21 protein-coding genes and 1 tRNA gene are annotated in these 25,551 nt (G+C 73.4%); 8 read left to right on the top strand and 14 right to left on the bottom strand.

All coding sequences use genetic code 11. The annotated features are described in order from the left end of the window. The 4 genes from CA984_RS25800 to CA984_RS25815 form a co-directional block, all read right to left on the bottom strand. A partial coding sequence (locus tag CA984_RS25800; protein WP_133061774.1) for an ATP-binding cassette domain-containing protein occupies positions 1–672 on the bottom strand: 672 nt, incomplete at its 3' end. After that, a complete protein-coding gene (locus tag CA984_RS25805) occupies positions 669–1,469 on the bottom strand; it encodes an ABC transporter permease subunit (protein WP_086576134.1) in 801 nt (266 codons plus the stop codon). The genes CA984_RS25800 and CA984_RS25805, both read right to left, overlap by 4 nt. Continuing rightward, a complete protein-coding gene (locus CA984_RS25810) occupies positions 1,466–2,359 on the bottom strand; it encodes an ABC transporter permease (RefSeq protein ID WP_242676164.1) in 894 nt (297 codons plus the stop codon). The genes CA984_RS25805 and CA984_RS25810 overlap by 4 nt, the downstream gene beginning before the upstream one ends. A 185-nt stretch (positions 2,360–2,544) precedes the next feature. Beyond that, a complete protein-coding gene (locus tag CA984_RS25815) occupies positions 2,545–4,041 on the bottom strand; it encodes an ABC transporter substrate-binding protein (protein ID WP_242676165.1) in 1,497 nt (498 codons plus the stop codon). Positions 4,042–4,342: 301 nt separating this feature from the next. On the opposite strand from CA984_RS25815, the gene CA984_RS25820 reads away from it, so the two are divergent. The 4 genes from CA984_RS25820 to CA984_RS25835 are packed head-to-tail and all read left to right on the top strand — an operon-like array spanning position 4,343 to position 8,727. After that, positions 4,343–5,314: a TauD/TfdA family dioxygenase gene (locus CA984_RS25820; RefSeq protein ID WP_086576137.1), complete on the top strand. Its 972-nt coding sequence runs from the start codon at positions 4,343–4,345 to the stop codon at positions 5,312–5,314. Then, on the top strand, positions 5,314–6,258 hold the full coding sequence (locus tag CA984_RS25825; RefSeq protein WP_086576138.1) for an ornithine cyclodeaminase: 945 nt from the start codon (positions 5,314–5,316) through the stop codon (positions 6,256–6,258). Before CA984_RS25820 ends, CA984_RS25825 begins: the two co-directional genes overlap by 1 nt. Further along, positions 6,249–7,547 carry a type III PLP-dependent enzyme domain-containing protein gene (locus tag CA984_RS25830; protein ID WP_086576139.1) on the top strand — a complete coding sequence of 433 codons (1,299 nt, stop codon included), beginning with the start codon at positions 6,249–6,251 and terminating at the stop codon, positions 7,545–7,547. Before CA984_RS25825 ends, CA984_RS25830 begins: the two co-directional genes overlap by 10 nt. 22 nt (positions 7,548–7,569) lie before the next feature. Further along, the gene (locus tag CA984_RS25835) at positions 7,570–8,727 is read left to right on the top strand and encodes a PLP-dependent cysteine synthase family protein (RefSeq protein WP_242676166.1); all 1,158 of its coding nucleotides are present in this window, start codon (positions 7,570–7,572) and stop codon (positions 8,725–8,727) included. Here the strand turns inward: CA984_RS25835 and CA984_RS47315 are convergent. Next, positions 8,684–9,895: a DUF2267 domain-containing protein gene (locus CA984_RS47315; protein ID WP_086576140.1), complete on the bottom strand. Its 1,212-nt coding sequence runs from the start codon at positions 9,893–9,895 to the stop codon at positions 8,684–8,686. The genes CA984_RS25835 and CA984_RS47315 overlap by 44 nt on opposite strands. A 144-nt stretch (positions 9,896–10,039) precedes the next feature. On the opposite strand from CA984_RS47315, the gene CA984_RS25845 reads away from it, so the two are divergent. Genes CA984_RS25845 through CA984_RS25855 form a run of 3 tightly spaced genes read left to right on the top strand, consistent with a single transcriptional unit; the run spans position 10,040 to position 13,658 of the window. Further along, positions 10,040–10,588, top strand: a complete 549-nt coding sequence (locus CA984_RS25845; protein ID WP_207621032.1) for a (2Fe-2S)-binding protein — start codon at positions 10,040–10,042, stop codon at positions 10,586–10,588. Further along, positions 10,585–11,571, top strand: a complete 987-nt coding sequence (locus CA984_RS25850) for an FAD binding domain-containing protein (RefSeq protein WP_086576142.1) — start codon at positions 10,585–10,587, stop codon at positions 11,569–11,571. Before CA984_RS25845 ends, CA984_RS25850 begins: the two co-directional genes overlap by 4 nt. Beyond that, positions 11,568–13,658 (top strand): xanthine dehydrogenase family protein molybdopterin-binding subunit, encoded by a 2,091-nt coding sequence (locus CA984_RS25855; protein ID WP_086576143.1) that lies wholly within the window; start codon positions 11,568–11,570, stop codon positions 13,656–13,658. The genes CA984_RS25850 and CA984_RS25855 overlap by 4 nt, the downstream gene beginning before the upstream one ends. 137 nt (positions 13,659–13,795) lie before the next feature. On the opposite strand, the gene fdhA is transcribed toward CA984_RS25855, so the two are convergent. The 8 genes from fdhA to CA984_RS25890 form a co-directional block, all read right to left on the bottom strand. After that, positions 13,796–15,019, bottom strand: a complete 1,224-nt coding sequence (fdhA, locus tag CA984_RS25860) for a formaldehyde dehydrogenase, glutathione-independent (RefSeq protein WP_086576144.1) — start codon at positions 15,017–15,019, stop codon at positions 13,796–13,798. A gap of 393 nt (positions 15,020–15,412) precedes the next feature. Then, positions 15,413–17,293, bottom strand: coding sequence for a selenocysteine-specific translation elongation factor (selB, locus tag CA984_RS25865; protein ID WP_086576145.1), 1,881 nt, complete (start codon positions 17,291–17,293; stop codon positions 15,413–15,415). Then, entirely contained in the window at positions 17,293–18,582 is a 1,290-nt protein-coding gene (gene selA / locus CA984_RS25870) for an L-seryl-tRNA(Sec) selenium transferase (protein WP_086576146.1), read from the bottom strand. The genes selB and selA overlap by 1 nt, the downstream gene beginning before the upstream one ends. 212 nt (positions 18,583–18,794) lie before the next feature. Continuing rightward, positions 18,795–20,672: a hypothetical protein gene (locus CA984_RS25875; protein ID WP_086576147.1), complete on the bottom strand. Its 1,878-nt coding sequence runs from the start codon at positions 20,670–20,672 to the stop codon at positions 18,795–18,797. Between the two features lie 5 nt (positions 20,673–20,677). Continuing rightward, complete coding sequence (locus tag CA984_RS25880; protein ID WP_207621033.1) at positions 20,678–21,496, bottom strand: ABC transporter ATP-binding protein; 819 nt, start codon at positions 21,494–21,496, stop codon at positions 20,678–20,680. Between the two features lie 330 nt (positions 21,497–21,826). Beyond that, complete coding sequence (locus CA984_RS46450; protein ID WP_165781407.1) at positions 21,827–22,120, bottom strand: helix-turn-helix domain-containing protein; 294 nt, start codon at positions 22,118–22,120, stop codon at positions 21,827–21,829. Between the two features lie 242 nt (positions 22,121–22,362). After that, on the bottom strand, positions 22,363–22,701 hold the full coding sequence (locus CA984_RS46455) for a hypothetical protein (protein WP_165781408.1): 339 nt from the start codon (positions 22,699–22,701) through the stop codon (positions 22,363–22,365). A gap of 531 nt (positions 22,702–23,232) precedes the next feature. Then, a tRNA-Sec gene (locus CA984_RS25890) sits at positions 23,233–23,328 on the bottom strand. Positions 23,329–23,430: 102 nt separating this feature from the next. Between CA984_RS25890 and selD the strand changes: the two genes are divergently transcribed. Continuing rightward, positions 23,431–24,495: a selenide, water dikinase SelD gene (gene selD, locus CA984_RS25895; protein WP_086576150.1), complete on the top strand. Its 1,065-nt coding sequence runs from the start codon at positions 23,431–23,433 to the stop codon at positions 24,493–24,495. Positions 24,496–24,533: 38 nt separating this feature from the next. Here the strand turns inward: selD and nrfD are convergent. Then, the coding region (gene nrfD / locus CA984_RS25900; RefSeq protein WP_242676167.1) for an NrfD/PsrC family molybdoenzyme membrane anchor subunit at positions 24,534–25,551 on the bottom strand (1,018 nt) is incomplete at its 5' end.

A 25,551-nucleotide genomic window follows, 5' to 3' on the forward strand; every position in this document is an offset into this window, starting at 1 on the left:
GGGCCGGAGTTCGATCACCCGGTCGGCGATCCGCCCGACCAGGTCCCCGTCATGGGAGGCCAGGATCACGGCCATGTCGTGGCGGTCGGCGAGCTCCCGGACGAGCAGGCCGATCTCCGCGCCCAGCGACGGGTCCAGGCCCGCGGTCGGCTCGTCGAGGAGCAGCAGGTCCGGACGGCGGGCGAGGGCGCGGGCCAGGGCCAGGCGGCGCTGCTGGCCGCCGGAGAGCTGGTGGGGGCGGCGGGCGAGCATCTCGTCGTCGGCGGGCAGGCACACGTCCGTGAGCAGCCGCCGGAGCTCGCCGGGGCCGGGCCGGGCCGCGAGCTCCGCCAGCAGGTGGCGCACGCGCATGCGAGGGTTGAGCCGCGAGGCCGGGTCCTGGTCCACCAGGGCGATGTGGTGGCGGCGGAGCCGGCGCAGCCGTACCGGGTCGAGGCCCAGGACCTCGTGCTCCAGCACGCGCACCCGCCCCGCGCGGCAGGTCAGGCCGTCCGGCAGCGCGCCCAGCATGCTGCGGAGCGCGGTGGACTTGCCGGCCCCCGAGGGCCCGACCAGGGCCACGACGGCGCCCCGCTCGCCGCTCACCGCGGGCACGTCCACCACGACGCCGCCCGCCGGGCCGGTCAGGACCAGCTCGTCGATCCGCGCCACCGCCGGCGTCGTGGAGTTCACAGCCTTGCCACCACCTGTCGTCCGCTTCTGGGTGCGAGCACCTCGGCGGCCGTCTGCACGCTCAGCGCCAGCACTCCGATGGCCAGGCTGGGGGCGACGACCGCCCAGGGGTTGAGCAGGATGCCGGGCGCGTTCTCGCGGACCATCAGGGCCCAGTCGGCGGCCGGCGGCTGCGGCCCGAGCTCCAGGAAGGCCGCGGTGGTGACCACGTAGACGGCCGCCACGAAACGCAGGCCGAGCAGGATCAGCAGCGTGGCGCGGAGATTGGGCAGCACCTCGCGCCAGACGAGCTGGGGCAGCCGCTCTCCCCCCGCGACGGCCGCCTCGACGTACCCCGACCCGGCTATGGGCGCCGCCGCCGCGGCCACCACGCGGACCGCGTACGGCAGCCCGACCGCGACCGCCGCGGTGACCAGCGCGACCCGGCCGCCGCCCTGCCAGGAGAGCACCACCAGCAGCACGGCCAGCACCGCGGGCAGCAGGATCATGACGTCGGCGACCCGCTCGACGATCCGGCCGAGGGCGGGGCGCAGCGCGGCCGCCGTACCCAGCAGCGCGGCGGCGGCGGTGACCAGGCAGGCCACCACGAGCGAGGTGAGCAGCAGCTCACGGCCGCCGGCCAGCAGGCGGCTGAGGACGTCGCGGCCCAGCTCGTCGGCGCCCAGCGGGACGCCGGGGCCGGGGAGCGCGTAGGGGGCGGCGACCGGGGCGTCGATCGGCGACGGCGCGAGCAGCGGGCCCGCCAGCGCGATCACCGCGATCAGGCCGGCCGGCAGGAGACGGAGCGCGGTCCTCATGGGCGCCTCACCGAGGCCCAGCCCCGCACCAGGTCCGCGGCCAGCAGCACGGCGAGGATGGCCACGCTGGTCACCGCCACCACTCCCGCCACCAGGGGGGTGTCCCGGTCGCGGACCGCTCCGGCGAGGACGCTGCCGACGCCCGGGTAGTTGAAGATCGTCTCGACGACGACGGCGCCGCCGAGCAGCATCCCGACCGACGTCGCCGCGCCGGCGGCGATGGTGGGCAGGCTGCCGGGCAGCACGTGCCGCAGCAGCACGCGCCGGGGCGGGAGCCCGTCCAGGAGGGCCGCCTCGACGTGCGGCGCCGTGCACTCGTCGGCCAGCGCGGCGCGCGCGACGCGGGCGTTCCACCCGATCTGCGGCACGGCGAGGGAGAGCACCGGCAGCACGAGCATGGCCGCCGAGGCGGGTCCGCCGCCGGCGGCGGTCACGGTGACGGCGGGCAGCAGGTCCGCCCAGAGCGCGAAGATCAGGACCAGGACGCTCGCGACCACGAATTCCGGCAGCGCCGCCACGACCGTCGACGTCCCCGAGATCGCGCGGTCGAGTGCCGAGGAGGGGCGCAGCGCCGCGACGCCGGCCAGCGCGAGGGCGGCCACCATGGTCACGGCGAAGGCGAGGCCGCCGAGCAGCAGCGTGCCGGGGAAGTGGCGGCCGATGACCTCGGCGACCTGCTCGCCCCGGGACGTCACGCCCAGGTCGCCGGTCGGCAGGCCTGCCATCCAGCGCAGCAGGCGGTTCCAGAGGGGCTGGTCCAGCCCGAGCTCCACCCTGCGGGCTGCGACGGCGGCGGCCGACGCCCCCCGGTCCAGGCTGGAGCGCGCGGCGTCGCCGGGCAGGAACTCCATCGCCGCGAACACCGCGACGAGCAGGACGGCCAGCAGCACGGCCCGCTGGGCCAGCGCGGCCGCTCCCCGCAGGAGAAGGGAGACCGGCCGGAACGTGGAGAGCCCGGACGCAGGAGACCCGGACGCGGAAGGCCCGGACGCAGGAGACCCGGACGCGGAAGACCCGGACGCGGAAGACTGCCCAGGCCGCCACGCGGACGGGGCGGCGGGGCCGCGGGCCGCGGTCAGGCGCTCAGCCATGACCGCTCAAGCTGGACTCTGCCGTAGCCGGGCAGTCTGGGCAGGCCGCCGACCCCGGCGGCTGCCAGGTCGATGCCGTCGGCCATGCCCCACAGCAGGTAGCCCGAGCTCTCGTACTCGACGCGCTGCAGCTCGCGCAGCGCGGTCGCGCGCCCGGTGCCGCGCGTGGCTCCGACGGCCTTGCGGTAGGCCCGGTCGAACTCCTCGTCCTTCCAGGCGGCCTCGTTGTGCGCGGTCCCGGACTGCATGGTCTTGCCGGCGAAGAAGATCACCGAGTCGTTGGTGCCCCAGTAGGTGGTGTAGAGGGGGGCCTTGAGCCAGGTCTTGTCCCAGAAGACGGCCGACTCCTGCTTGACGACCTTGACGTTCACGCCGGCGTCGCGCATCTGGGTGGCGAACAGGGTGGCGGACTCGGCCAGGCCGGGGACGTCCTCGGTGGTGAACAGCTCGTAGGTGCCGCGCCTGTCGAAACCGGCCTCGTCGAGCAGCCGCCCGGCCCGTGCGAGGTCGCGGGCACGCTGGGCGAGGCCCGTGGCGTAGGCCGGGTCCGCGGTGCCGAGGACGTCGTTGGCGACCGTGCCGTAGCCCGACAGCACCTGCCTGACCATGGCCTCCCGGTCGACCGCCAGGCGCAGTGCCAGCCGTACCCGCTCGTCGGCGAACGGGCCGTCCGCGGTGCGCATCACGATCGGCATGGCCAAGTCGTGCGGGCGGCGGATCACCTGGACGCCGTCCCTGCCCTCGGCCGTGCGGGCGGCGACCGGCCCCACGTTGGAGGCCAGGTCGATCTGGCCGGTGAGCAGGGCGCTGGTCATGGCCTGGGGGGACTCGAACATGCGCACCTCGATGGCGTCGAGCGGCGGCTCGCCGCCGTACCAGGCGTCGTTGCGGACCAGCCTGGCGTTGCCGTCGCGGAAGGACTCCAGGCGGAACGGCCCGGTGCCCGGCGCCCTCGTCACGTCCGTGGTGTCCTCCTTCAGCGTGAAGGTGGTCAACCTGGCCAGCAGCGGGACCTCGCTGTTGGGGTAGTCGCTGGTCAGGATCACCGCGTTCCGGCCGTCGGCCTTGATCCCGCCGGCGTCGATGCCGGGCAGCCGCGTCGCGCCGGCCGGTGTGGCGCGCAGCCGCCGCAGTGACCAGGCGACGTCGGCGCCGGTCACCGGTGTCCCGTCGTGGAAGGTCGCGCCCTCGGCGAGGGTGAAGCGCCAGCGGCGCAGGTCGTCGGACTCCCAGCGGGCGGCCAGCCTGGGGACCACGTTGGGCCGGTGGCCGGGGACCGTCAGCGGGTCGTGGGCCAGCGCGAGGATGAGGTAGTCGCTGTCGTTGACCTGGACCCCGTGCGGGTCCCGGTTGACCGCGGACGCCTTGCCGACCGCTCCCACCCGCAGGGTGCCTCCGCGCCTGGGCGGGCCGGTCGCGGGGCCGTCGCCGGCGGCGGCCCGCCGCGGTCCGGAACCGCAGGCGGTCAGGAGCAGACCCACTCCCAATCCCCCTCCGGTCGCCAGGATCCGTCTCCTTGTCAGCTCCACCTCCGGCTCCCCTCTTACGACGTCATTAAGGTTTGCCTACCCTAATTTTTACGCCGCCTCAAGGCCGGAAATGTCCGCTTTTAAAGATATTTGCAGATCACAGGCTTATGACAGAAGAATAATATTTATATAACTTAGGATAGCCTTGCCTTATCAACTTGGATTGGGCTAGCGTCCCCAGTGCGTCGATCGACACCCATGCGAACTCCGGAACCGGAACGTCATCCCCCGACGGACCAAGGCGGTAATCCAAGTGGGCCTCAACGTGACCCCTGTCCGGGAAATCAGTCCTGACACCCTCCTGGACCGAGCAAATGCCCTTATATCGACTTATAAAACGGCATCGAACCCTGAGCTGATCCAGCAGCTCCCGCAGGCGGCCGCCGAGCTCGGCGACCTCTGCCCCCCGCCCGACCCGGCCACCGGCCTGCACGTCCTGCGCGGGCTGAACGCCGACGACAGCGGCCTCGGCGCGACCCCGTCGAGCTGGTCGGACGCCTCCCCCACCCGTACGGCCGAGTGGGACGTCGTCATGCTGCTGCTGGCCAGCGCCATGGGCCGGCCGTTCGGCTGGGAGGGGCAGCAGGACGGGCGCCTGGTGCACGACATCGTGCCGAGCCGCGGCCACGAGCACGAGCAGACCGGCGCGAGCAGCACCGTCACGCTCGCCGCGCACAACGAGGACGCCTTCCACCACCGGCGCGCCCACCTGATGCTGCTCGGCTGCCTGCGCAACCCCGACCAGGTCGCGACCAGCGCGGCGTCCGTGCGCCACGCCGACCTCGACGACGCCGACGTCGAGGCGCTGTCGGCCCCCGTCCTGCCGATCCTCCCCGACGACGCCTACGACAAGGCACGCCACTCCCCCCTCGAACCCCCCAGGGTCCCGACCCTGTGGCACGGCGAGGACGGCCTGTGCCTGCGCTTCGACCCCGCCTACACGCCTCTGGAGCAGGCGGGAGCGGACTACCGGGCCGCCTACGGACGGCTCTGCCGCGAGCTGGACCGGGTCAAGGTCGGCGTGCGGCTCGAACCCGGCGACGTGCTCGTCATCGACAACGACGCGGTCGTGCACGGCCGCGAGCCGTTCCGCGCCCGCTACGACGGCACCGACCGCTGGCTCAAGCGGGTCAACGTCCGCCTCCCCGACCGCGACCGCCCCTCCGCCGAGGCCGCCGAGCACGGGTACGGCCAGCAGCCGATCGACCCCTACGAGGAGGGGTGATGCGGGTCCTGACCCGGAGCGACCTGGCCAAGGTCGAGCTCGGACCGGCCGAGGTGATCGCGGTCGTCGAGGAGGCCTACCGGGCCCTGGCCGCCGGCCTGTCGGCCAATCCGAGCAAGCTGACGCTGCAGCCCCCCGACGGGCACTCGGTCTCCTACGCCATGCTCGGCCGGGACGGCACCCGCGGGGTGGTCGCTTTCAAGACCTCCTACAGGTTCCACACCCGGCGGGAGTGCTACTACACCTCGCTGGCGCTCTACGACGACGAGTCCGGGCTGCCCCTCGCCCTGATGGACTGCGGCGGGATCGGCGCGATGCGCACCCCCGCGGTGTCGGCGCTGCTGGCGCGCGAGTGCGCCGCCCCCGGCAGCCGCACCGCCCTGGTGATCGGCACCGGCGTGCAGGGGCGGCAGGCACTGCCGTACCTGACGGCCACGATGCCGGAGCTGGAGCGCCTCATGGTCTTCGGCACCCACGCCGACGGGCTTCGCGCCGTACGGGACTCGGTGCCCGGACGCGAGGTGGAGGAGGTGGCGGACCTGCGGTCCGCGGTGGAGCGGGCGGACGTGGTGCTGGGCGTCGCGGGCCCCTCCACCACCGCGGCGGTGCAGGCGGACTGGCTCCGGCCGGACGCGCTGTGCGTGCTGGTCGGGTACGGCCTGGCCCCCTCCACCCTGCACCGGGCCGACCGCGTGCTGGCCACCAGCGCCGCGCAGATGGCCGTGACCGGCACCGACCTGGCCGACGAGCACGGCGTGCTGCGGCCGGTGGACGCCGAGCTGCCCGACGTGCTCGTGGGCCGGGCCGAGGCGCGGTCCGGCGGCGGGCAGCGGATCTTCGCCTACAACAGCGGCCTGGTCGTCACCGACATCGCGCTCGGCCACCACTTCGCGCGGGCCGCCGAGGAGCGCGGCATGGGACAGGTGATCGACCTGTGGCGCTGAGCCCGCGGCTGCCCGCCAAGCTGTCGGAACCGGCACGCGCCCTGCTCAAAGGGGAGGCCGGACTGCTCCAGGAGCTCGCGTACGGCCTGCGCGGCCCGTACCACGTGCTCTTCCCCGACACCTTCGCGGCCAACCTGGTCTCCTTCCTGGACGTGCTGGACGAGACCGGCGTGACAGGACGGGTCCACTACGCCAAGAAGGCCAACAAGGCGGCGTGCTGGATCGAGACGTGCGCGGATCTCGGCGTGGGGGTGGACGTGGCCAGCGCGGAGGAGCTGCGGGACGCGCTGGGCCACGGGGTGCGCGGCACACGGATCGTGGTGACGGGCCCGGCCAAGGCGGACGACCTGCTCCGCCTCGCCGTACGGCAGGGCTGCCTGATCACGGTGGACGCGCTCGACGAGCTGGAGCGGGTCGCCGAGCTGGACGGCGCGCGGATCATGTTGCGCGTCACGCCGCCGGACCAGCCGCACAGCCGGTTCGGCATGACGGAGCGGGAGCTGGAGCGGGCGCTCGCCCGGTGCGGGCCGCTGCGGCTGGAGGGGTTCGGCTGCCACCTGTCCGGTTACGGGGTGCAGCCGCGCGCCGAGATGGCCGCCCTGCTGCTGCGCTGGTGCGAGCGGGCCCGCGCGCGGGGCATCGCCGCCGGCGGCGTCAGCATCGGCGGCGGGTTCGCGGTGGACTACCTCGCGGCCGGGGACTGGCGGGAGTTCACCGACGACCCCTCGCACTTCCACGCCGGCAGGCGCTTCGACGGGTTCTACCCCTACCACTCGCCGGTGGCCGGGGCGGCGGCGCTCCGCGCGGTGCTGGCGGCCACCCCCTCCGGCGGGAGCGCGGACGTGGCCGCCCTGCTGCGCGACGCGGGGGTCACGCTGATCCTCGAACCGGGCCGCGCCCTGCTCGACCAGGCGGGGTTCACGGTCTTCCGGATCCAGGGCGTCAAGGACAGGGACTACGGGATCGTCACCGTGGACGGCACCAGCCTGAGCCTGTCCGAGCAGTGGTTCAACAGCGAGTTCCTGCCCGAGCCGATCCCCGTCCCGGCGCGGGAGGGGCCGCCGTTCGAGACCTGCGTGGGCGGGGCGAGCTGCCTGGAGTCCGACATGCTCACCTGGCGCAGGATCGTCCTTCCCGGCAGGCCGCGACAGGGCGACCTGCTCGTCTATCCCAACACCGCCGGATACCAGATGGACTCCAACGAGTCACCGTTCCACGGGCTGCCGCTGCCGCCCAAGGTCGTGGTGAACGCCGACGGGAGCTGGCGGCTGGACCGCCCGCCGAACTGACCGGGCCGGCCGGACCAGAGGAGTGATCACACTGCGGATCGTACGGAAAGTCACCGAGCTGATCGGGCGGACGCCACTGCTGTCCCTGTGCCAGGACCGGTCCGGCAGCCGGCTGCTGCTGAAGCTGGAACAGTTCAACCCGCTCGGCACCGCCAAGACCCGGATGGCCCTGGAGATGGTGCGGGACGCCGAGCGCCGGGGCGCGTTGCGCCCCGGCGGCCACATCATCGAGTCCACCTCGGGCAACACCGGTCTGGGGCTCGCGCTGGTGGCCGCCGAGCGCGGCTACCGCTTCACCGCCGTGGTGGACGGGCACGCCTGCCCCGACAAGCTGCGGGCGATGCGGGCGATGGGCGCCGAGCTGGTGTACGTCACCGGTGACGGCGACGGCGAGCTGGCCACCGCGGCGCGCGAGGATCTCGCGGCCCGGCTGGCCAAGGACACCGACGGCGCGGTCTTCACCGAGCAGCACAACAACCCCGGCAACGCCGAGGGATACCGGCCCCTGGCCCGGGAGCTGGCGGAGGCGCTGCCGGAGGGCGTCGACTACCTGATCGGCGCGGTGGGCACCGGGGGGTCGCTCTGCGGGACGGGCCGGGAGCTGCGCCGTACCACGCCCCACACGCGGATCGTCGGGGTCGAGCCGGTGGGCTCCATCGCCTTCGGCGGCCCCGGCGGCCCCTACCACCAGTCGGGCACCGGCACCCCGCCGGGCGCGCCGGTCGGGGCGCTGGTCGACTTCGACCTGATCGACGAGGGACGCAAGGTCTCCGACCGCCAGGCCTTCGGCGCCGCCCGGGCGCTGGCCCGCCGTACCGGCCTGCTGGTCGGCGGATCGGCCGGCGGGGTGGTCTACGAGGCGCTGCGCCTGATGACCGCCGTGCCGGCGCGCTCCACGGTCGTGGCCGTGCTCAACGACACGGGGGAGAAATACCTCGACACCGTCTTCGACGACGGGTGGATGGCGGGGCACGACCTGCTCGACCCCACCGTGGAACGCGAGGTGGACGACCTGCTGACCCGCCTGTCACAGGACCCGGACCAGGACACGGGCCAGGACCAGGACGCGGGCCGTCGCCGGACCCGAGCCGGGACGCGGGCCGCCGGCCCGGACCAGGAGACGGGCCGGCCAGGACCTAGGCCAGGACGGCGGCCAGGTCCTTCGGCACGACGGACCTGATGCCCTCCCACTCCACCTCGTCGACGTGCTCCCTCAGGGCGTGGACGACCGTGTGGACCAGCCGCTCGACGTCACCGTCGATCTCCTCCAGGATCTTGTCCGGGAGCGTGCTCCGCACGCGGGCCATGAACTCTCCGGCGTCCATCTTGATCGGGAGGCGGCGAGGGTCCCAGGATCCGTAGTAGATGCCGCGGGTCAGCATCGGGAGCTGCGAGCCCAGGCGGGCGACCTCGTCGACGGTCAGGCGGTCGCGGAGGGTGTGCAGGACCACCCGGAGCGCGCTGTAGGACCGGTTCCTGCGCCCCCTCGGCCAACCGTAGGCCTCCTCGATCGCCCGGAGAACATGGTTCGTCTTGTTCACGGTGGTGTCGAAGGTCGGGAAACCCGTTTCGACCATGCGGCTCATCTCCTTTCCACTGGAATCGCTCAGGAAGTGGACGGACGGGGATCGGGACCTCTCCTCCTCCGGACGGTCACCGGGCGGGCCGCCGGCGCCTCGGGAGCCCGTACCGGGCGGGCGAGCCCTCGCCGCGGCGTGGAGAAGGTCACGCACCTCCGCGTCACCGGTCTGGGTGAAGTCCACGTAGGACTGCCCGACGGCGAAGAACGGCTCCGGCGTGCTGGCGCAGACCACCTCGTCGACCAGTGCCTCCAGCTCCCGGCAGGTGGACGCGGGTGCGGCGGGGACGGCGACGACGACCCTCGCCGGCCGCAGCCGGCCGAGGGCCTGGATGGCCGCCCGCATGCTCGCGCCGGTCGCGAGGCCGTCGTCGACCACGATGACGACCCGGCCGTCGAGCTCGATCATGGGCCTCGCGTCCCGGTAGAGCCGCTCCCGCCTCAGCAGCGCGCGCCGCTCCCGCTCGGCCGCCTTCCGGATGGTCTCCCGCGACAGGCCGCGGCTCCAGACGACGTCGTCGTTGAGCACCATCACGCCGCCGCCGGCGATCGCCCCCATCGCCAGTTCCTCGTGGTGCGGGACGCCGAGCTTGTGGACGAGGAAGACGTCGAGCGGGGCCGCGAGAGCCCCGGCGATCTCGTAGGCCACCGGCACGCCGCCCCGGGGCAGCCCCAGGACGACGACGCCGGGCCGGCCCCGGTAGTGCCCGAGGAGACCGGCCAGAACGCGTCCGGCGTCCCGGCGATCCTGAAACAGGCGATCCGCCATGGCTACCGCCTCCCCAATTGGAGCATTCCTTTATTCCCGTTCAAGGACGGCCAAAACTGGGTGGGCCCGGGAGTTCGCCGCAGGTCAAGCGTCCGTGGGCGAACCCGGGGAAACGCCAGACAGACGAGCGGGTAGGGAAGCGCCATGAATGGCGAAGCCGATACGACACGATGGGGTGCCTCGACTCCGGTCACGGTGGACCTCCGGCTGTCGGTCAACCGTGACGAGTATCCGATCACGGTGGACACCCGGGAGACACTCCTCGACACCCTGCGCGAGCGACTCGACCTGACCGGGGCGAAGAAGGGCTGCGACCACGGGCAGTGCGGGGCCTGCACGGTGCTGGTGGACGGACGCCGGGTGAAGTCCTGCCTGACGCTGACGGTGACCCTCGACGACCGGGAGATCACCACGGTGGAGGGGCTGGCCGACGGCGACACCCCGCATCCGCTGCAGACGGCGTTCGTCGACCACGACGCCTTCCAGTGCGGATACTGCACCCCGGGGCAGCTCTGCTCGGCGGTCGGGATGCTGGCCGAGGCCGCGGCGGGATGGCCGAGCGTGGTCACCCCGGACATGAACGGCGCGCCGCGTCTCGACGACGACGAGATCCGCGAGCGGATGAGCGGCAACCTCTGCCGCTGCGGCGCCTACGTCAACATCGTCGCCGCGATCGGGGAGGTGGCGCGGTGAGACCCTTCGCCTACCGGCGGGCCACCGACGCGCGGGCGGCGGTGGCCGCGCTGAGTGAGCAGCCCAACGCCATGTACCTGGGCGGCGGCACGAACCTGGTGGACCTGATGCGGCTGGGCGTCGTCGCGCCCGAGGCCCTGGTGGACGTCACCCGGGTCGCCTCCGACACGGTCGAGGAGACCGCCGGCGGCGGCCTGCTGATCGGCGCGGGCGTCCGCAACAGCGACCTGGCCGCGCACCCGGCCGTGCGGCGGCGCTACCCGATGCTCGCCCAGGCGGTGCTGTCGGGGGCCTCGGGACAGATCCGCAACATGGCCACGGTCGGCGGCAACCTGCTGCAGCGCACCCGCTGCTCCTATTTTCAGGACGTCTCCAAGCCGTGCAACAAGCGGCAGCCCGGCTCGGGCTGCCCGGCCGTCGAGGGCGACCACCGCAACCTGGCGATCATCGGCCACTCCGCCGCCTGCGTGGCCACCCACCCCTCGGACATGGCGGTGGCGCTGGCGGCGCTCGGCACGAGCGTGCACGTGGATGGGCGGCGCGGGGTGCGCCAGGTGACGATGCCCGGCCTGCACCGGCTGCCCGGCGACGAACCGGACCGTGACACCGTGCTGGACCCGGGCGACCTGATCACCGCGGTGGAGCTGCCGGCGCTGCCGTTCGCGGCCCGGTCGCGATACCGCAAGGTCAGGGACCGGGCCTCGTTCGCGTTCGCGGTGGTGTCGGTGGCGGCGGCGCTGGACGTGGCCGGCGGCGTGGTCCGGGACTGCCGGATCGCGTTCGGCGGGCTCGCGCACGTGCCCTGGCGGGCGCGGCTCGCCGAGGAGGCGCTGCGCGGCTCTCCCGCCACCGCGGCCGAGTTCGCCCGGGCGGCGGACGCCGAGCTGGCCCGGGCACGCCCGCTGCCGGGGAACGGGTTCAAGGTGCCGCTCACCCGGAACGTGCTGGTCCGTACCCTCACCGAGCTCGCGGAGACGCCATGACCACCACGACCCCCTCGTCCGTCGGCTCGGGGCTCGACCGGGTCGAGGGCCTCGACAAGGTCACCGGCCGCGCCCGGTACGCCTTCGAGTACTCCCCGCGGGACCTGGCCTACGCGGTGCCGGTGCAGGCCGTCGTCGCCCGGGGCGAGATCCACGCCGTCGACGTCGACGCCGTGCTCAAGTGCCCCGGCGTGATCGCCGCGATCTGGTACGGCAACGCCCCCCGGCTGGCCTCCGACGACGGCGGTGAGCTGGCCGTGCTCCAGTCCCCCCGGGTGGCCTACCGCGGTCAGTACATCGGTGTCGTGGTGGCCGAGACGCTCCATGACGCCAGGGAGGCGGCCGGGCTGGTGCGGGTGGAGTACGCCGCCGAACGGCACGACGTCGAGCTCCGGGCCGACCACCCGGGGCTGTACCGGCCCGAGGTCGTCAACCCGGACTTCCCCGCCGACGTCGAGCAGGGGGATCCGGACGCCGCCCTCGCCGCCGCCCCGATCGTGGTGGACGCCGTCTACAGCACCCCGGCCGAGCACAACAATCCGATGGAGCCGCACGCGACGGTCGCCGCGTGGGACGGCGACGGGCTGACGCTCCACGACTCCAACCAGGGGGCGTCGGCGGTCCGCGACACCGTCGCGGCGCTGTTCGGCATGCCGCCGGCGAACGTCCGGGTGATCTCCCCGCACGTGGGCGGCGGCTTCGGGTCCAAGGGCCTCCCGCACCCGCACGTGGTGCTCGCGGCGCTCGCCGCCAAGCAGGTCGGGCGCCCGGTCAAGCTCGCGGTGACCCGGCAGCAGATGTTCGCGGTGACCGGCTACCGCACCCCGACGATCCAGCGGGTACGGCTCGGCGCCGACGCCGGCGGGCGGCTGACCGCGATCGTGCACGAGGCGTTCGAGCAGAGCTCCACGGTCAAGGAGTTCGCCGAGCAGACCACCGTGCCCACGCGGATGATGTACGCCGCGCCCGCCCGGCGCACCACCCACCGGCTGGTCCGGCTCGACGTCCCCACCCCGAGCTGGATGCGGGCGCCCGGCGAGACCCCGGGCATGTTCGCGCTGGAGTCGGCAATGGACGAGCTGGCGATCGCCTGCGGGCTCGACCCGGTGGAGCTGCGGATCCGCAACGAGCCGGAGACCGATCCGGAGAGCGGCCTGCCGTTCAGCTCCCGCAACCTGGTGGCCTGCCTGCGCGAGGGGGCGCGGCGGTTCGGGTGGGCCGGGCGCGATCCCGCGCCGGGGGTCAGGCGCCGGGGAAGGCTGCTGGTCGGGACCGGGGTGGCGGCGTCCACTTATCCGGTCTACCGGCGCCCGTCCCAGGCCGGCGCCCGCGCCGAGCCGGACGGCCGGTTCACCGTACGGATCGCCGCCGCCGACATCGGGACCGGCGCCCGGACGGTGCTCACCCAGATCGCCGCCGACGCGCTGCGCGCCCCGGTGGACCGGGTCCGGGTGGAGATCGGCGACAGCGCGCTGCCCACCGCCTCGCTGGCCGGCGGATCGATGGGGACCGCCTCGTGGGGCACGGCCGTGGTGCGGGCCTGTGAGGCGCTGCTGGAGGAGCTCGACCGGCGGGGCGGGGACCTGCCCGTCGGCGGCGTCGAGGCGGGTGCCGACACCACCGAGGAGATCAGGGGGCAGCGGCGGTTCGCGCGGCACGCCTTCGGCGCCCAGTTCGCCGAGGTGGGGGTGGACGTCGACACCGGGGAGACGCGGGTGCTCCGGCTGCTCGGGGTGTTCGCCGCGGGCCGGATCGTCAACCCCAAGACGGCGCGCTCGCAGCTCGTCGGCGGCATGACGATGGGAGTGTCGATGGCCCTGCTGGAGGAGAGCGTCATGGACCGCGAGTTCGGCGACTACCTCAACCACGACCTCGCCCAGTACCACGTCGCGGCCTGCGCGGACGTGCGCGACATCGAGGCGCTCTGGGTGGAGGAGGACGACCCGCACCTCAACCCGATGGGTTCCAAGGGCATCGGCGAGATCGGCATCGTCGGCACCGCCGCGGCGATCGCCAACGCGGTCCACCACGCCACCGGCGTCCGGATCCGCGACCTGCCGATCCGCCTCGACAAGCTGGTGAGGTAGGGCCGCGACGCCCGGAGGGCCCGGCTCCGGCGCCGCGCCCTCCGGTGAAGGCCGCCGTCCCGCTGGGGGGTGCCGCCGCCGCCACGCGCTCCCCGTGAAGGGGGCGCGTGGCACGCTCTCGCGAGGGGGGACGCCGGCTACGAGGCCGCGGCCAGCATGCCGTTCGGGTCCAGCACGTACTTGCGCGCGGCGCCCTTGTCGAAGTCCTCGTAGCCCCGGGGCGCCTGGTCGAGTGGGATCGGCGTGGCGTTGACCGCCTTGGCGATCTGCACCCGGTCGTTCAGGATCGCCATCATCAGCTGGCGGTTGTACCTCATGACGGGGCACTGGCCGGTGGTGAAGGCGAGCGACTTGGCCCAGCCGAGGCCGAGCCGGATGGACAGGGACCCCTGCTTGGCCGCCTCGTCGGCGGCTCCCGGGTCACCGGTGACGTACAGACCGGGGATGCCGAGCGCGCCGCCCGCGCGAGTGGTGTCCATGAGCGAGTTGAGCACGGTGGCGGGGTGTTCGGTGCCCGCCTCGGAGCCGTGGCCGCGGGCCTCGAACCCGACGGCGTCGACGCCGCAGTCCACCTCGGGCTCGCCGAGGATCTGCTCGATCTGGTCCCTGGGCTCCCCCTGGGACACGTCGATGGTCTCGCAGCCGAAGCTGCGGGCCTGGGCGAGACGCTCCTTGTTCAGGTCGCCGATGATGACCACGGCGGCGCCGAGCAGGAACGCCGAGACCCCCGCGGCGAGCCCGACCGGACCGGCGCCCGCGATGTAGACGGTCGATCCCGGCTTCACCCCGGCGGTGACGCAGCCGTGGAAGCCCGTCGGGAAGATGTCCGAGAGCATCGCCAGGTCGAGGATCTTCTCCATCGCCTGGTCCTTGTCCGGGAACTTCAGCAGGTTCCAGTCGGCGTAGGGGACGAGCACGTAGTTGGCCTGCCCGCCGGGCCAGCCGCCCATGTCGACGTAGCCGTAGGCCGAACCGGGCCGGTCCGGGTTGACGTTCTCGCAGACCCCGGTCTTGCCCTCCTTGCAGTTGCGGCAGCGACCGCAGGCGATGTTGAAGGGCACGGAGACGAGATCGCCGTTCTTGACGAACTCCACGTCGGGGCCGGTCTCGACTACCTCACCGGTGATCTCGTGGCCGAGGATGAGTCCCGGCGGCGCGGTGGTGCGGCCACGGACCATGTGCTGGTCGCTGCCGCAGATGTTCGTCGCGACGGTCTTGATGATCGCACCGTGGCGGACCTTGCGCCCCACGTTGGCCGGGTTGACCCCCGGGCCGTCCTTGAGCTCGAACCCGGGGTAGTCGATGGTCTGCACCTCCACCTTGCCCGGCCCCTGGTAGGTGACGCCCTTGTTATCCGTCATGACGTTTCCTTCCTCGACGGAGGCGCCGATGGAGCAGCCGTCTCCCGCGAAGAGATCGACGACGACCGGACCGGGACCGAAGATGACGATCGGATATCGGCCCGACGACTTCCCCGAGTGGTCTCCCCGGCGGGCAGCCGACCATCGCGTCCCCCGGCAGCGATGGTTCTTTTCCCAGCTAGAAGTACATACCCTCCGGCTGGTGCGGTAACCGGACGGTCCCCATGTCCGGTCCGGCCGGAGCCCGGCACGGCCGGCGGAGGGCGGGCCCGCCGGCCCTCGGGATCCCGGGGGCGTACGGCCCGCCCGGCGGCGGCGTTCAGCCCCGCCAGGAGCCTGCCGGCATCGGCGGCGTTCAGCCCCGCCATGGGCTGCGGCCGGCATCGGCGGCGTTCAGGACCCGCCGGGGGCCTGCGGCCGGCATCGGCGGTGGACCTCGTCCACCCGTTCGGTGAGCCCGCCGCGATCGAGCAGCTCCAGCAGCGGCACCGCGACCCTGCGGCTGGTGTCCAGCGCCTGCCTGGCCTGGCTGACCGTGAACGGCTGCGGCAGCCGGGCGAGCAGCTCCGCCGCCCGCGCCTGCGCGCCCGGCGGCAGCACGATCCCGTCGGCCACCCGGAGGAGGGCGCCGGCCCGTACGGCCGCCGCCAGCTCCCTGGGCCCCAGCCCGAGCTCGGCCAGCCGCCCGGCCTCCGGCGCCCGGAAGGGATGCGCGGACAGTTCCGCGCGGAGCCGCCCGACCGCCCGGGCCACCGGCGCGGGCAGGTCCGGAGGTCCGCTCACGATCCGCCCGTCGGCGACGGCCAGCGGCGGCCGTACCAGCGCCGCGACCAGCCGCCGGTCGGGCAGGCCGAGCGCGTGGCGGGCCGCCTCGACCGGCATGCCCGGCTCCAGCGGATGCTCCGCGGCGTGCCTGCGCACCGCCTCGGCGAGCCGTTCCCCCAGCTCCGACCAGTACGCCGGGTCGGCGTGCCAGTCACCGCACACCGGCCGCCCCGTGGGGACGCATCCCATGGCCAGCAGGTCACCCGCGCGCAGCAGCGGGTGGTCCCGCAGCAGGGAGGCCGCGTCCGGCCGGGCCGCGGCGAGCCGGTCCGCGCGCTCCCGCGCCGCGCCGCGGCGGCGCAGCGCGGGCGGGCGGGCGTCGAGCACGCTCGCCCCGGCGAGGACCCGCACCTCCGAACGGTCCCGGCCGGGGTCGCGCAGCAGCAGCACATCGCCCAGGTGCAGCGGGAGCGCCCTGGCCAGGCGGAGCCGTACGATCGGCCCGCCGAGCGGCCGCACCTCGCACACCACCGCCGCCGACCCGATGTGCGCGGTCAGCCGCGGGGGCAGGCCGGCCCCGTCCCGGCCTCCCGGCCCGCGTACCTGAGCGGTCTCGCTCCCCCACAGGCCGTCGCCCGCCGCTTCAGCGGCCTCACCGGACCCGGAGAGCCCCGCAAGTCCGGACGTCCGGGGTCCCCCCACCGGGGAGAGCCGCACGTCGACCAGGTCGGTGCACGTCCACCCCCCCGGCGTGACCAGCGCCTGCCCCCGTTCCGGAACGCCGTGCCCGCGCAGGTTGACCGCCACGCGCGCCACGCCGGTCACCGAGGTCAGCGGCTCGTTCAGGCACTGCAGCCCGCGGACCCGCACCGGCCCGTCGAGGAGCGACAGCTCGTCCCCGACCGCGATCGTGCCCTCGGGCAGGGTCCCGGTCACGACCGTGCCGCTGCCGCGCACGCTGAACACCCGGTCGATCCAGAGCCGCACCGGCGCCTCCGGGCGGGGTGCGGGCAGCGCCGCCACCAGCCGGTCCAGGGCCTCCCGCAGCTCGCCGAGGCCCTGCCCGGTGCGCCCGCTCACCGCCCGAGCCTCGGCCGCGCCCAGGCCGCTCGCGGCCATGCGGGCCCGTGCCCGCCCGATCACCGGTTCGGGGTCGGCCAGGTCGGCGCGGGTCACCGCGAGCAGGGCGTGCCGTACCCCGAGAGCCTCCAGCGCGACCAGGTGCTCCTCGGACTGCGGCATCCAGCCCTCGTCGGCCGCCACCACGAACATGACGGCGGGCGCCGGGCCGACCCCGGCCAGCATCGTGCCGAGGAACCGCTCGTGCCCGGGGACGTCGACGAACGCCAGCCGCTCCCCCGAGGGCAGCGTCGTCCAGGCGTAGCCGAGCTCGATCGTCAGCCCCCGCCGCCGCTCCTCCGCCAGCCGGTCGGGCTCCATCCCGGTGAGGGCCCGCACCAGCGTGGACTTGCCGTGGTCGACGTGGCCCGCCGTGGCGACGACGTGCATCAGCCGTCCGCCCCCAGGACCGCCCGGACCACGTCGTCGTCCCGGCCCGGGGGGAGGGTCCGCAGGTCGAGCAGGAGCCGTCCGCCCTCCACCCGGCCGACGACCGGAGGCTCGCCGGTCCGCAGCGGTACGGCGAACCGCTCGGGCAGGCTCACCGCGGCGCTGCGCAGCGTCACGCCGGGCGCTCCCCCGCCGCCCACGGTCGCCTCGCTCGGCAGGGCCCTCGCGTCGATCCCGGCCTCGGCCAGCCTGCCCGCGAGAGCGCCGGCGCGCTCGCCCAGCGCTACGGGATCGGCGTGCAACGCCTCGTGGACGGGCGTGGCCGGCCCGCGCAGGGTGGCCTCCAGCGCGGCCAGCGTCAGCTTGTCCACCCGCAGGKCGCGGGCGAGCGGGTGCCGCCTGCACCGCTCGACCAGATCGCGGCGGCCGAGCAGCAGGCCCGCCTGCGGCCCGCCGAGCAGCTTGTCGCCACTGGCGGTGACCAGGTCGGCGCCGGCTCTGAGCACGCCCGCCGCGTCGGGCTCCCCGGGCAGCAGCGGCTCCCTGGCGAGCAGACCGGAGCCGATGTCGGCCACGACGGGCACGCCCAGGTCCGAGAGCGCCGCCACCTCGGCCGAGCCGGTGAAGCCCTCGATCCGGAAGTTGGACGGGTGCACCTTGAGCACGAACCCGGTCTGCGGCCCCACGGCCGCCGCGTAGTCCGCGTAGGAGGTGCGGTTGGTGGTGCCCACCTCGCGCAACCTCGCGCCGGTGGAGACGAGCAGGTCGGGGATGCGGAATCCGTCCCCGATCTCCACCAGCTCGCCCCGGCTGATCACGATCTCCCGCCCGGCGGCCAGGACGGTGGCCACCAGCACGAGCGCGGCGGCGTTGTTGTTGACCACGTGCACGTCCTCGGCGACCGGCACGGCCCGCGCGAGCGCGTCCAGCGTGGCCCGCCCGCGACGGGCGCGGGCCCCGGTGGCCAGGTCGAACTCCACGTCGGAGGAGCCGGCGGCGGCCGCCGCCGCCGTGACGGCGGCCGGCGACAGGGGCGCCCGGCCGAGATTGGTGTGGAGCAGCACGCCGGTCATGTTGATCACCGGCCGCATGCGCGTGGCATACGGCGGAAGCGCCGCCACGGCCGCGTCCACGACCTCCTCGGGGGCGATCTCGCCCTGCCGTACCCGCCGCTGGGCCTGCGCCACCGCCTCCTTGACGACCGCCCGCCCCAGCCTGCCCTCCGTCGCGACCAGCCGGGGATCGGCGAGCACGAGGTCGGTGCGCGGCACGCGCCTGCGTGAGTCCATGGTTCGAAAATAGAACGGAGGCGGACGGGAATCGAACCCGCCAGGCCGATGACCTCGGCCTCGTCGGTCGCGAAGTCCGCTGACGACGCTCCGGTGACTTCCGGTGGTCGCCGCGCCCACGCCCGATCCCGGATCCGGGGACGACCGCCACAGCCCCGGATCCTCCGCCGCGCGCTCGTCCACCTGCTTGGAGGAACGCGGCGGTACTCCGGTCAGGCGGTGCTCGGCTTCTCCTTCTTCGCCTTCCGGCTCGCGGCGTTCTCCTTCGTCTTCCGGCTTGCGGCGAGGTACACCGCCGTCATGCCGCCGAAGCTCGCCAGGCCGATCAGGATCATGCCCGCGATCACCGGCCACTGCCATGGATCCGGCATGTACAGCGCGAGGAACCACACCCGGTCCGTCGAGCCGCTGAGCTTGACACCCAGGGGCACCAGACCCTGCGGGAACAGGGCCAGGACGCCGACGGCCATGCTGCCCCACATGAGGAACCGGCTCTTGACCCCCATCGTCTCGAACGCCGACGGCGCAGGCGCCGTCGGCGGGGCGTCGGCAACGGCCTGCCGCTTGCCCGACCGCATCAGCTGCAAAAGGCCAGGGCCCTTCTCGCGCAGCCGCCGCGCGGCCAGGTCGCCGAACCACACGTGACAGGCGGCGCCGACCAGGAGGCCGACCGGCACGCTCGCCCACAGGAGCGGGGACCGGTCGAGCAGATGCCCCGCGAGGGCCACGCCGAGCGCGGGCAGGACGGCGACCGCCGTGAGGAGGAGCATCAGGAACGACTGGCCGGTGACGTCTCCGTGGTCCAGCGGCGAGTTCTTGCTCTTGTGCGGGTCCGGCCCCGGCACGAGATCCATGACGGAGATCCAGATCAGCAGGCCGGCCCCGCCGCCGAGCGCGGCGAGGTTGGCCGCCAGCGCCCACGGCAGCAGGAAGAGATCCCCGTGCAGGGCCGAACCCGCGGCCGTCATCAGGAGTGTCATGGGACCGAACACCGTCAGCCAGGCGAGCTGTCTGGCCCGTACGTCGGCTTTCTCCTTGCCGGGCAGCATCAGCGTCATCCACAACGCGGTGCCGTCCTGCCCGTAGAGGTTCGCGCACGTCGCGGCGCCCATCAGCGCGGTGGCGACGCCGACGAACGGGAAGAACCCGGTGAAGTCGACCATCAGCGGCAACAGCGCGGTGATGACCGAGAACGCGGCGGGTAGCACGATGTTCTGGGTGCGCAGCGGGTCGCGCCACCACGTGCGCATCTCCTTGAGGTAGAGCACGCCCAGATCGCTGCGCGCGGCCCAGCCCCTCGGCGCCGCCCGCTGCGCCGAGGACCCGCGCACCACCGCGCGGGCGGGCCGCCGCGGACCGAGCAACCTCCTCCACACCAGGAACAGGACCACGTCGAGGACGGCGAGCGCCGCCAGCGGTCCGACGGTCCACCACCGGTCGCCGCGGCCCGCGGCCTCCACCGAGAGCAGGCCCCAGCTGGAGGGCAGCGACCGCAGGAGCATGGAGAGCCCGGGCGGGAACCCGTGGTCGAGCAGAAGGTAGATCCCGATGAAGACGATCCAGGAGAACGAGGCCAGCGCGATCATCGCCGCGGTCACCGTCGCGGTGACGACGCCTCCGAAGCGGGACCTGGCCAGCGCGCCGAACAGCAGCATGACCACCCGCGACAGGAGCACCACCAGCAGGAGCAGCAGGATCGTCGCCGGGACCGCGACCACCACGGCCCCCAGGTTCAGCCGGGCGGCCAAGACGATCAGCGAGGTGAACGCCAGGAGCGTGACCGCCGTGGTGACGGCCACCATGGCGGAGGCGAGCAGACCCAGGGCCAGCGTGCCGCGCGGTATCGGCTGGCGGTGGAAGTGCTGACCGTTGAGCGGGGGTTCGCCGGCGAACGCCGGGCCGGCCATCCAGCCCAGGGCCCACAGCGCGAAGGTCACCGCGAGCAGGTCCATCAGCATCCGCGGGTGCGCGAAGTCGAAGAACGCCAGGACGATGTTTGCGATGGCCAGACAGAGACCGGCGGTCCCGCCCAGGGCGACCCACGCCATCTTGCCGCCGGTCGCGGTGTTCCGCAGCACGGCGAGCTTCATACGGATCAGGACACCAACCACGACAGTCCTTCGCTACCGCCGATCTCGACTCCGACCAGGTCGACGAAGGTCTCCTCGAGCGAGCGGCCGCCGCGCACCTCGTCGAGCGGTCCTTCGGCCACGACCCGGCCCTTGGCCATCACCCCGACCGTGTCGCACAGTTGCTCGACCAGTGCCATGACGTGGCTGGAGATCAGCACCGAACCGCCCCCCGCGACGAACCGCTTGAGGATCTGCTTGATCGTGGCCGCGGAGACCGGGTCGACGGCCTCGAAGGGTTCGTCGAGCACCAGCAGCTTCGGCCCGTGCAGCAGCGCGGTGGCCAGGCCGATCTTCTTACGCATGCCCGTGGAGTAATCGACGACCAGGGTGCGCTCGGCCGAACCGTCGAGTTCCATGACGGCGAGCAGTTCGCCGGCGCGCCGCGCGGCCTCGGCGGCGTCCAGACCGTGCAACTGCCCCAGGGAGGTGAGCAGTTCCCGTCCGGTGAGCCGCTCGGGCATCGCCAGCCCATCGGGCAGCACCCCCATGAGCCTGCGGGCCCGCAACGGCTCCTTCCACACGTCGACGCCGTGGACCGAGGCACGGCCCTCATCCGGCCACTGCAGGCCGACCGCCATGGACAGCACGGTGGTCTTGCCCGCGCCGTTCGGCCCGACCAGCCCGTAGAAGGATCCCGCAGCGACCGTGAGGTCGGCGTGGTCCACTGCCGTGTGCTCGCCGAACCTCTTGTGCAGCCCCACAAGACGGAAAGCGGCCACCTCGCCCTCGTCGGACGCGATGCGACTTCCGGTACCGGGCTCCGTGCGAAGGGCAGATGTCATGGCTCTCGACGCTAGGGTTCCCCACCCGGCACCAGGAATGGACATATCCCCCGAGCTGGGGTGTAGCTAGCTACACGCCCACTCGGCCCTCATGGTTCCGCGGGTCACGACGGGAGCCGAACGGTGGTTGCCGGGTTCTCCCGACGGGGGCCCAGGAGCAGTCGCCGGAAATCCAGCGGATACCGCTGACCGGCTCGGCCTCCACATCGATGACGCCGGAGAAGTGGAGGTTGCCGCTGTGGCCGGGAGAGATGCGGGACAGGATCCGAGCGCTGACAGTCGCGCCGAGACACGGGCGGTCCCCGTACTCAACCTCTGCGATCGGTACGGCTAGACCTTCTCGACGATCGACATGGGCTCGTCACTGATCACCACTCGCAGATCGACTTTGAGAGCATCGCACAGCGCCCTGGCCTCGTCGAGGTTGAACGTCTTGCGCTTGCCACGTTCCAGCTTGCCGATGATCGAACGGTGGATTCCCGTCTGATCGGCGAGGTACTGGATCGTCAACCCCTGAGCGAGCCGGAGCGCCCTGATCCGGGCGATGATCGCCGACTGGTCGAGCATCCCGACCATCATGGTCTTCTCGTCGAGGCGGAGCCAGTCGCGGACGGTCATGCTCATCGACTCCTCAGGCACGTTCAGAGGCAGGACGAACGGGATGACCCGTGCGCTTCCGTCAGCGCACAGGGTCACATCCGCGGAGATGGTCGGGCGTAAAAGAGAAGAGCTCACAATGTGATCATTGTCCCAGATCGGACGGCGCGGCGATGCGGTTTGGCCTCCTCCGCGATGAATGACGAGGGGCGGCCGGAGACACGACGACGCCCCGTCCTCCCGAGGAGGGCGGGGCGGGGCGCAGCCTGTCAGGAGGTGGGTGCGAGCGACCCCGGTCCCCGGTCCTCGTAGGTGATGTTGTTCACGTCCACCCAGATGGCGTCCGTGTGCGAGGACGCGCCTCCCCCTTGGTAGTACTTGTCGGGCCCGTACCGCCACGAGCATCCGGTGCCGCTGCAGAACAACGCCTTGAGCCGGAACCTGCCGGTGGTGAAGCCGTTGTCGCAGTCGATCCACGCGGTGTGCAGATCGGCGGACCACCCCTTGGAGCAAGTCGCGGCGTGGGCTGGGGTGGTGGTCGCGGTGAGAGTGAGAGCCGACGACAGGGCGAGAGTCGCTGCGATGGTCAGGGCCTTGTGGAATCTCATGCAGTCCCCTTCTGCTGTGGTTCTGCCGCTGGAGTGGGCGCTCCAGATCGAGATCATCTTCATACGGCACAATGGGACCAGCAATGATTTATCCACATTTGTCCATTTTTGGACAAAAAGAAGCCCTCGCCGCCCCGAAGCACCCGGCCCTGACCCTGGCGCTGGCCGGACATCATCACCACGATCGCCCGCCGCAGCTTGACCGGATCCTTCGGTCCGGCTGATCCGCCGCGCTCTGCGCCCTTCCTCCATCGTCAACAGCCGGATGGACACCTCCGGCCGTGAAGGTCGTCTCGGTGCAGCTGGGGCATTCGACGACCACGATCACCCGGGACCTCTGTCAGCGCGTCCGCCCGGCTGTCTTGGACGACGCGGCGGAGAAGATCGTCGTGCTTCTGTCGGCGCGGAGGGAATCCGCACAGACAAGATCATGACGCGATGTTCCCTTTTTGGTCCCCTCAGCGCCTCGAAAAGATCATTTCAGCCGAAATGGTGAAGGCATCTGTTCCGGGTTTCGCAGGTTTCCTCAGGTGGCGGAGGCGGACGGGAATCGAACCCGCCAGGCCGAGGACCTCGGCCTCGTCGGTTTTGAAGACCGCGGGGGCCACCAGGCGCCCACACGCCTCCAGGGGAGAACCTAACAGCAGGCGGGTAAGACTGAAGCGGCAGGTGGGGGCGGCGCGCCGCGCCTCCCCTCGGACCGCCGGAGGCCTGCCGAGGGAGAGTGGCATGAAGGGAACGACCGAGCGGGGCGTCCCGGAGTCCCCGTCCTCGTCGAGGTCAGGGCGGGAGGCCGTCCGGCTGACGCAGTACGCCCACGGCGGCGGTTGCGCCTGCAAGATCCCGCCGGGCGAGCTGGAGGCCGTCGTCGCGGGCCTCCTCGACGCCCCGGACGGCCGGGCCCTCCCCTCCCCCGCCGGCGAGCTGATCATCGGGCTGGAGGCCGGGGACGACGCCGCCGTGGTCCGCATCGACGGGGACCGGGCGATCGTGGCCACGGCCGACTTCTTCACACCCGTGGTGGACGACCCCTACGACTGGGGGCGGATAGCGGCGGCCAACGCCCTGTCGGACGTCTACGCGGTGGGCGGGGAGCCGGTGGTGGCGGTCAACCTGCTCGGCTGGCCCCGCGAGAGGCTTCCGATGGAACTGGCGAAGGAGGTGCTGCGCGGCGGCCTGGACGTGGCCCGCGCCGCGGCGTGCCATGTCGCGGGCGGCCACAGCGTCGACGACCCGGAACCGAAGTACGGCATGGCCGTCACCGGCCTGGCCGACCCCGGTCGGCTGCTGCGCATCGACGGCGGGCGGGCGGGACTGCCGATCTCCCTCACCAAGCCGCTCGGCATCGGCGTGCTCAACACCCGGCACAAGGCGACCGGCGCGGTCTTCCCGGAGGCGGTCGCCGCGATGACCACGCTGAACCGGGACGCCTCCCGGGCGGCGCTGGCCGCCGGTGCCGGGTGCGCCACGGACGTGACCGGGTTCGGCCTGCTCGGCCACCTGTACAAGCTGGCCAGGGCGTGCGGCGTCACGGCGGTGGTCGACGTGGCGGCCGTGCCGTACCTGGAGGGTGCCCGCGAGGCGGTGCGGGACGGCTACGTCAGCGGCGGCACCCGCCGCAACCTGGCCTGGGTGGAGCCGCATCTCGACCCCGGCCGCCACGGCGAGGAGGACCTGCTGCTGCTCGCCGACGCCCAGACCTCCGGCGGGCTGCTCGTGGCGGGCGAGGTCCCCGGCGCCCCGGTCATCGGCGAGCTCGTCGTCTCCGGCGACCGGGCCCTGCGGCTGCGCTGAACGGCCCCCGTAGCTCGGAATCCCGCTGCGGGCCGGCCCTACGGCCACATCCGGGCCGGGGCCCGCGCCGGGGTACGGCCCTCGCCCTCCAGGCGCCGGCGCTGGGGCACCACCGTGTACTTCGGGTCGGCGGCCGAGGCCCTGCCCGCCTCCAGGACGCCGAAGCGGGTGACCAGCGAGCCCGCGGTGAGGGCGAGGCCGGACAGCGCGGTGAGGACGCGGCCGCGGCCGGCGACCGCGGCGAACAGGCCGCCGCCCGCCGTCAGGGCGCGGGCCACCCGCAGCAGGACGCCCGCCCTGCCCTGGTGGTAGGGCTCGCCGACCAGACCGAGCCGGCTCTCCAGCACCGCGCCGGCCGCCGTCTCCAGGGCGGCGCCCAGCACGGCGACGGCACGGGCCGGGCCCGCCTGCGCGCGGGGCGTGGCGAGCATGCCCGCCGCCCCCGCGGCGGCCAGCGCGCTCCCGGCGAACAGGAACGGCAGCTCCCGGTGGGCCTCGTGCCAGGCGGGCACGGCGGTGTCGGCCAGCAGCACCGCGGTGTAGGTGGCCATCAGCGGGCCGGTCAGCCCGGAGACCAGGATCGCCGCGTCGCCCGCGGCGGGCAGGACGGTGGTGACCGCGGAGGGCAGGGAGCCGGCGATCCCGGAAGCGGGCCGGGTGGCGAGGACCGCGGGCGCGGCCGCGACCGCCGTCAGCCCGCTGTGGACGGCCAGGATCCAGGAGCCCATGCTCATCGGCGAGGTGGGCTTGAACACCCGCAGCATGTTGAGGAACCGCTCCGGCCTGCCGAGCTCGGCGACCAGGAAGGCCGCCCCGGCGGTCGCGCCGAGAGCCGCGGTGACCCTGGAGGTGAGCGCGAGCCGGTCGCGCCCGGAGAGCCCGGCCATGGCGCCCATCACCGCCGCCGCTCCGGACAGGCCTCCCAGGTAGAGGTAGGCGGGCATGTGCGGTTCGTGCCAGACCGGGGACTTGATCACCGGTTGCCCGTAGTAGGACCGGAACTCGGCCTCGGGCACCATCGCCTCCTCCCGCCTCACCGCCGCCACCCCCCACGGG

Source organism: Streptosporangium minutum (assembly GCF_002149035.1).
GTDB classification, from domain to species: domain Bacteria; phylum Actinomycetota; class Actinomycetes; order Streptosporangiales; family Streptosporangiaceae; genus Streptosporangium; species Streptosporangium minutum.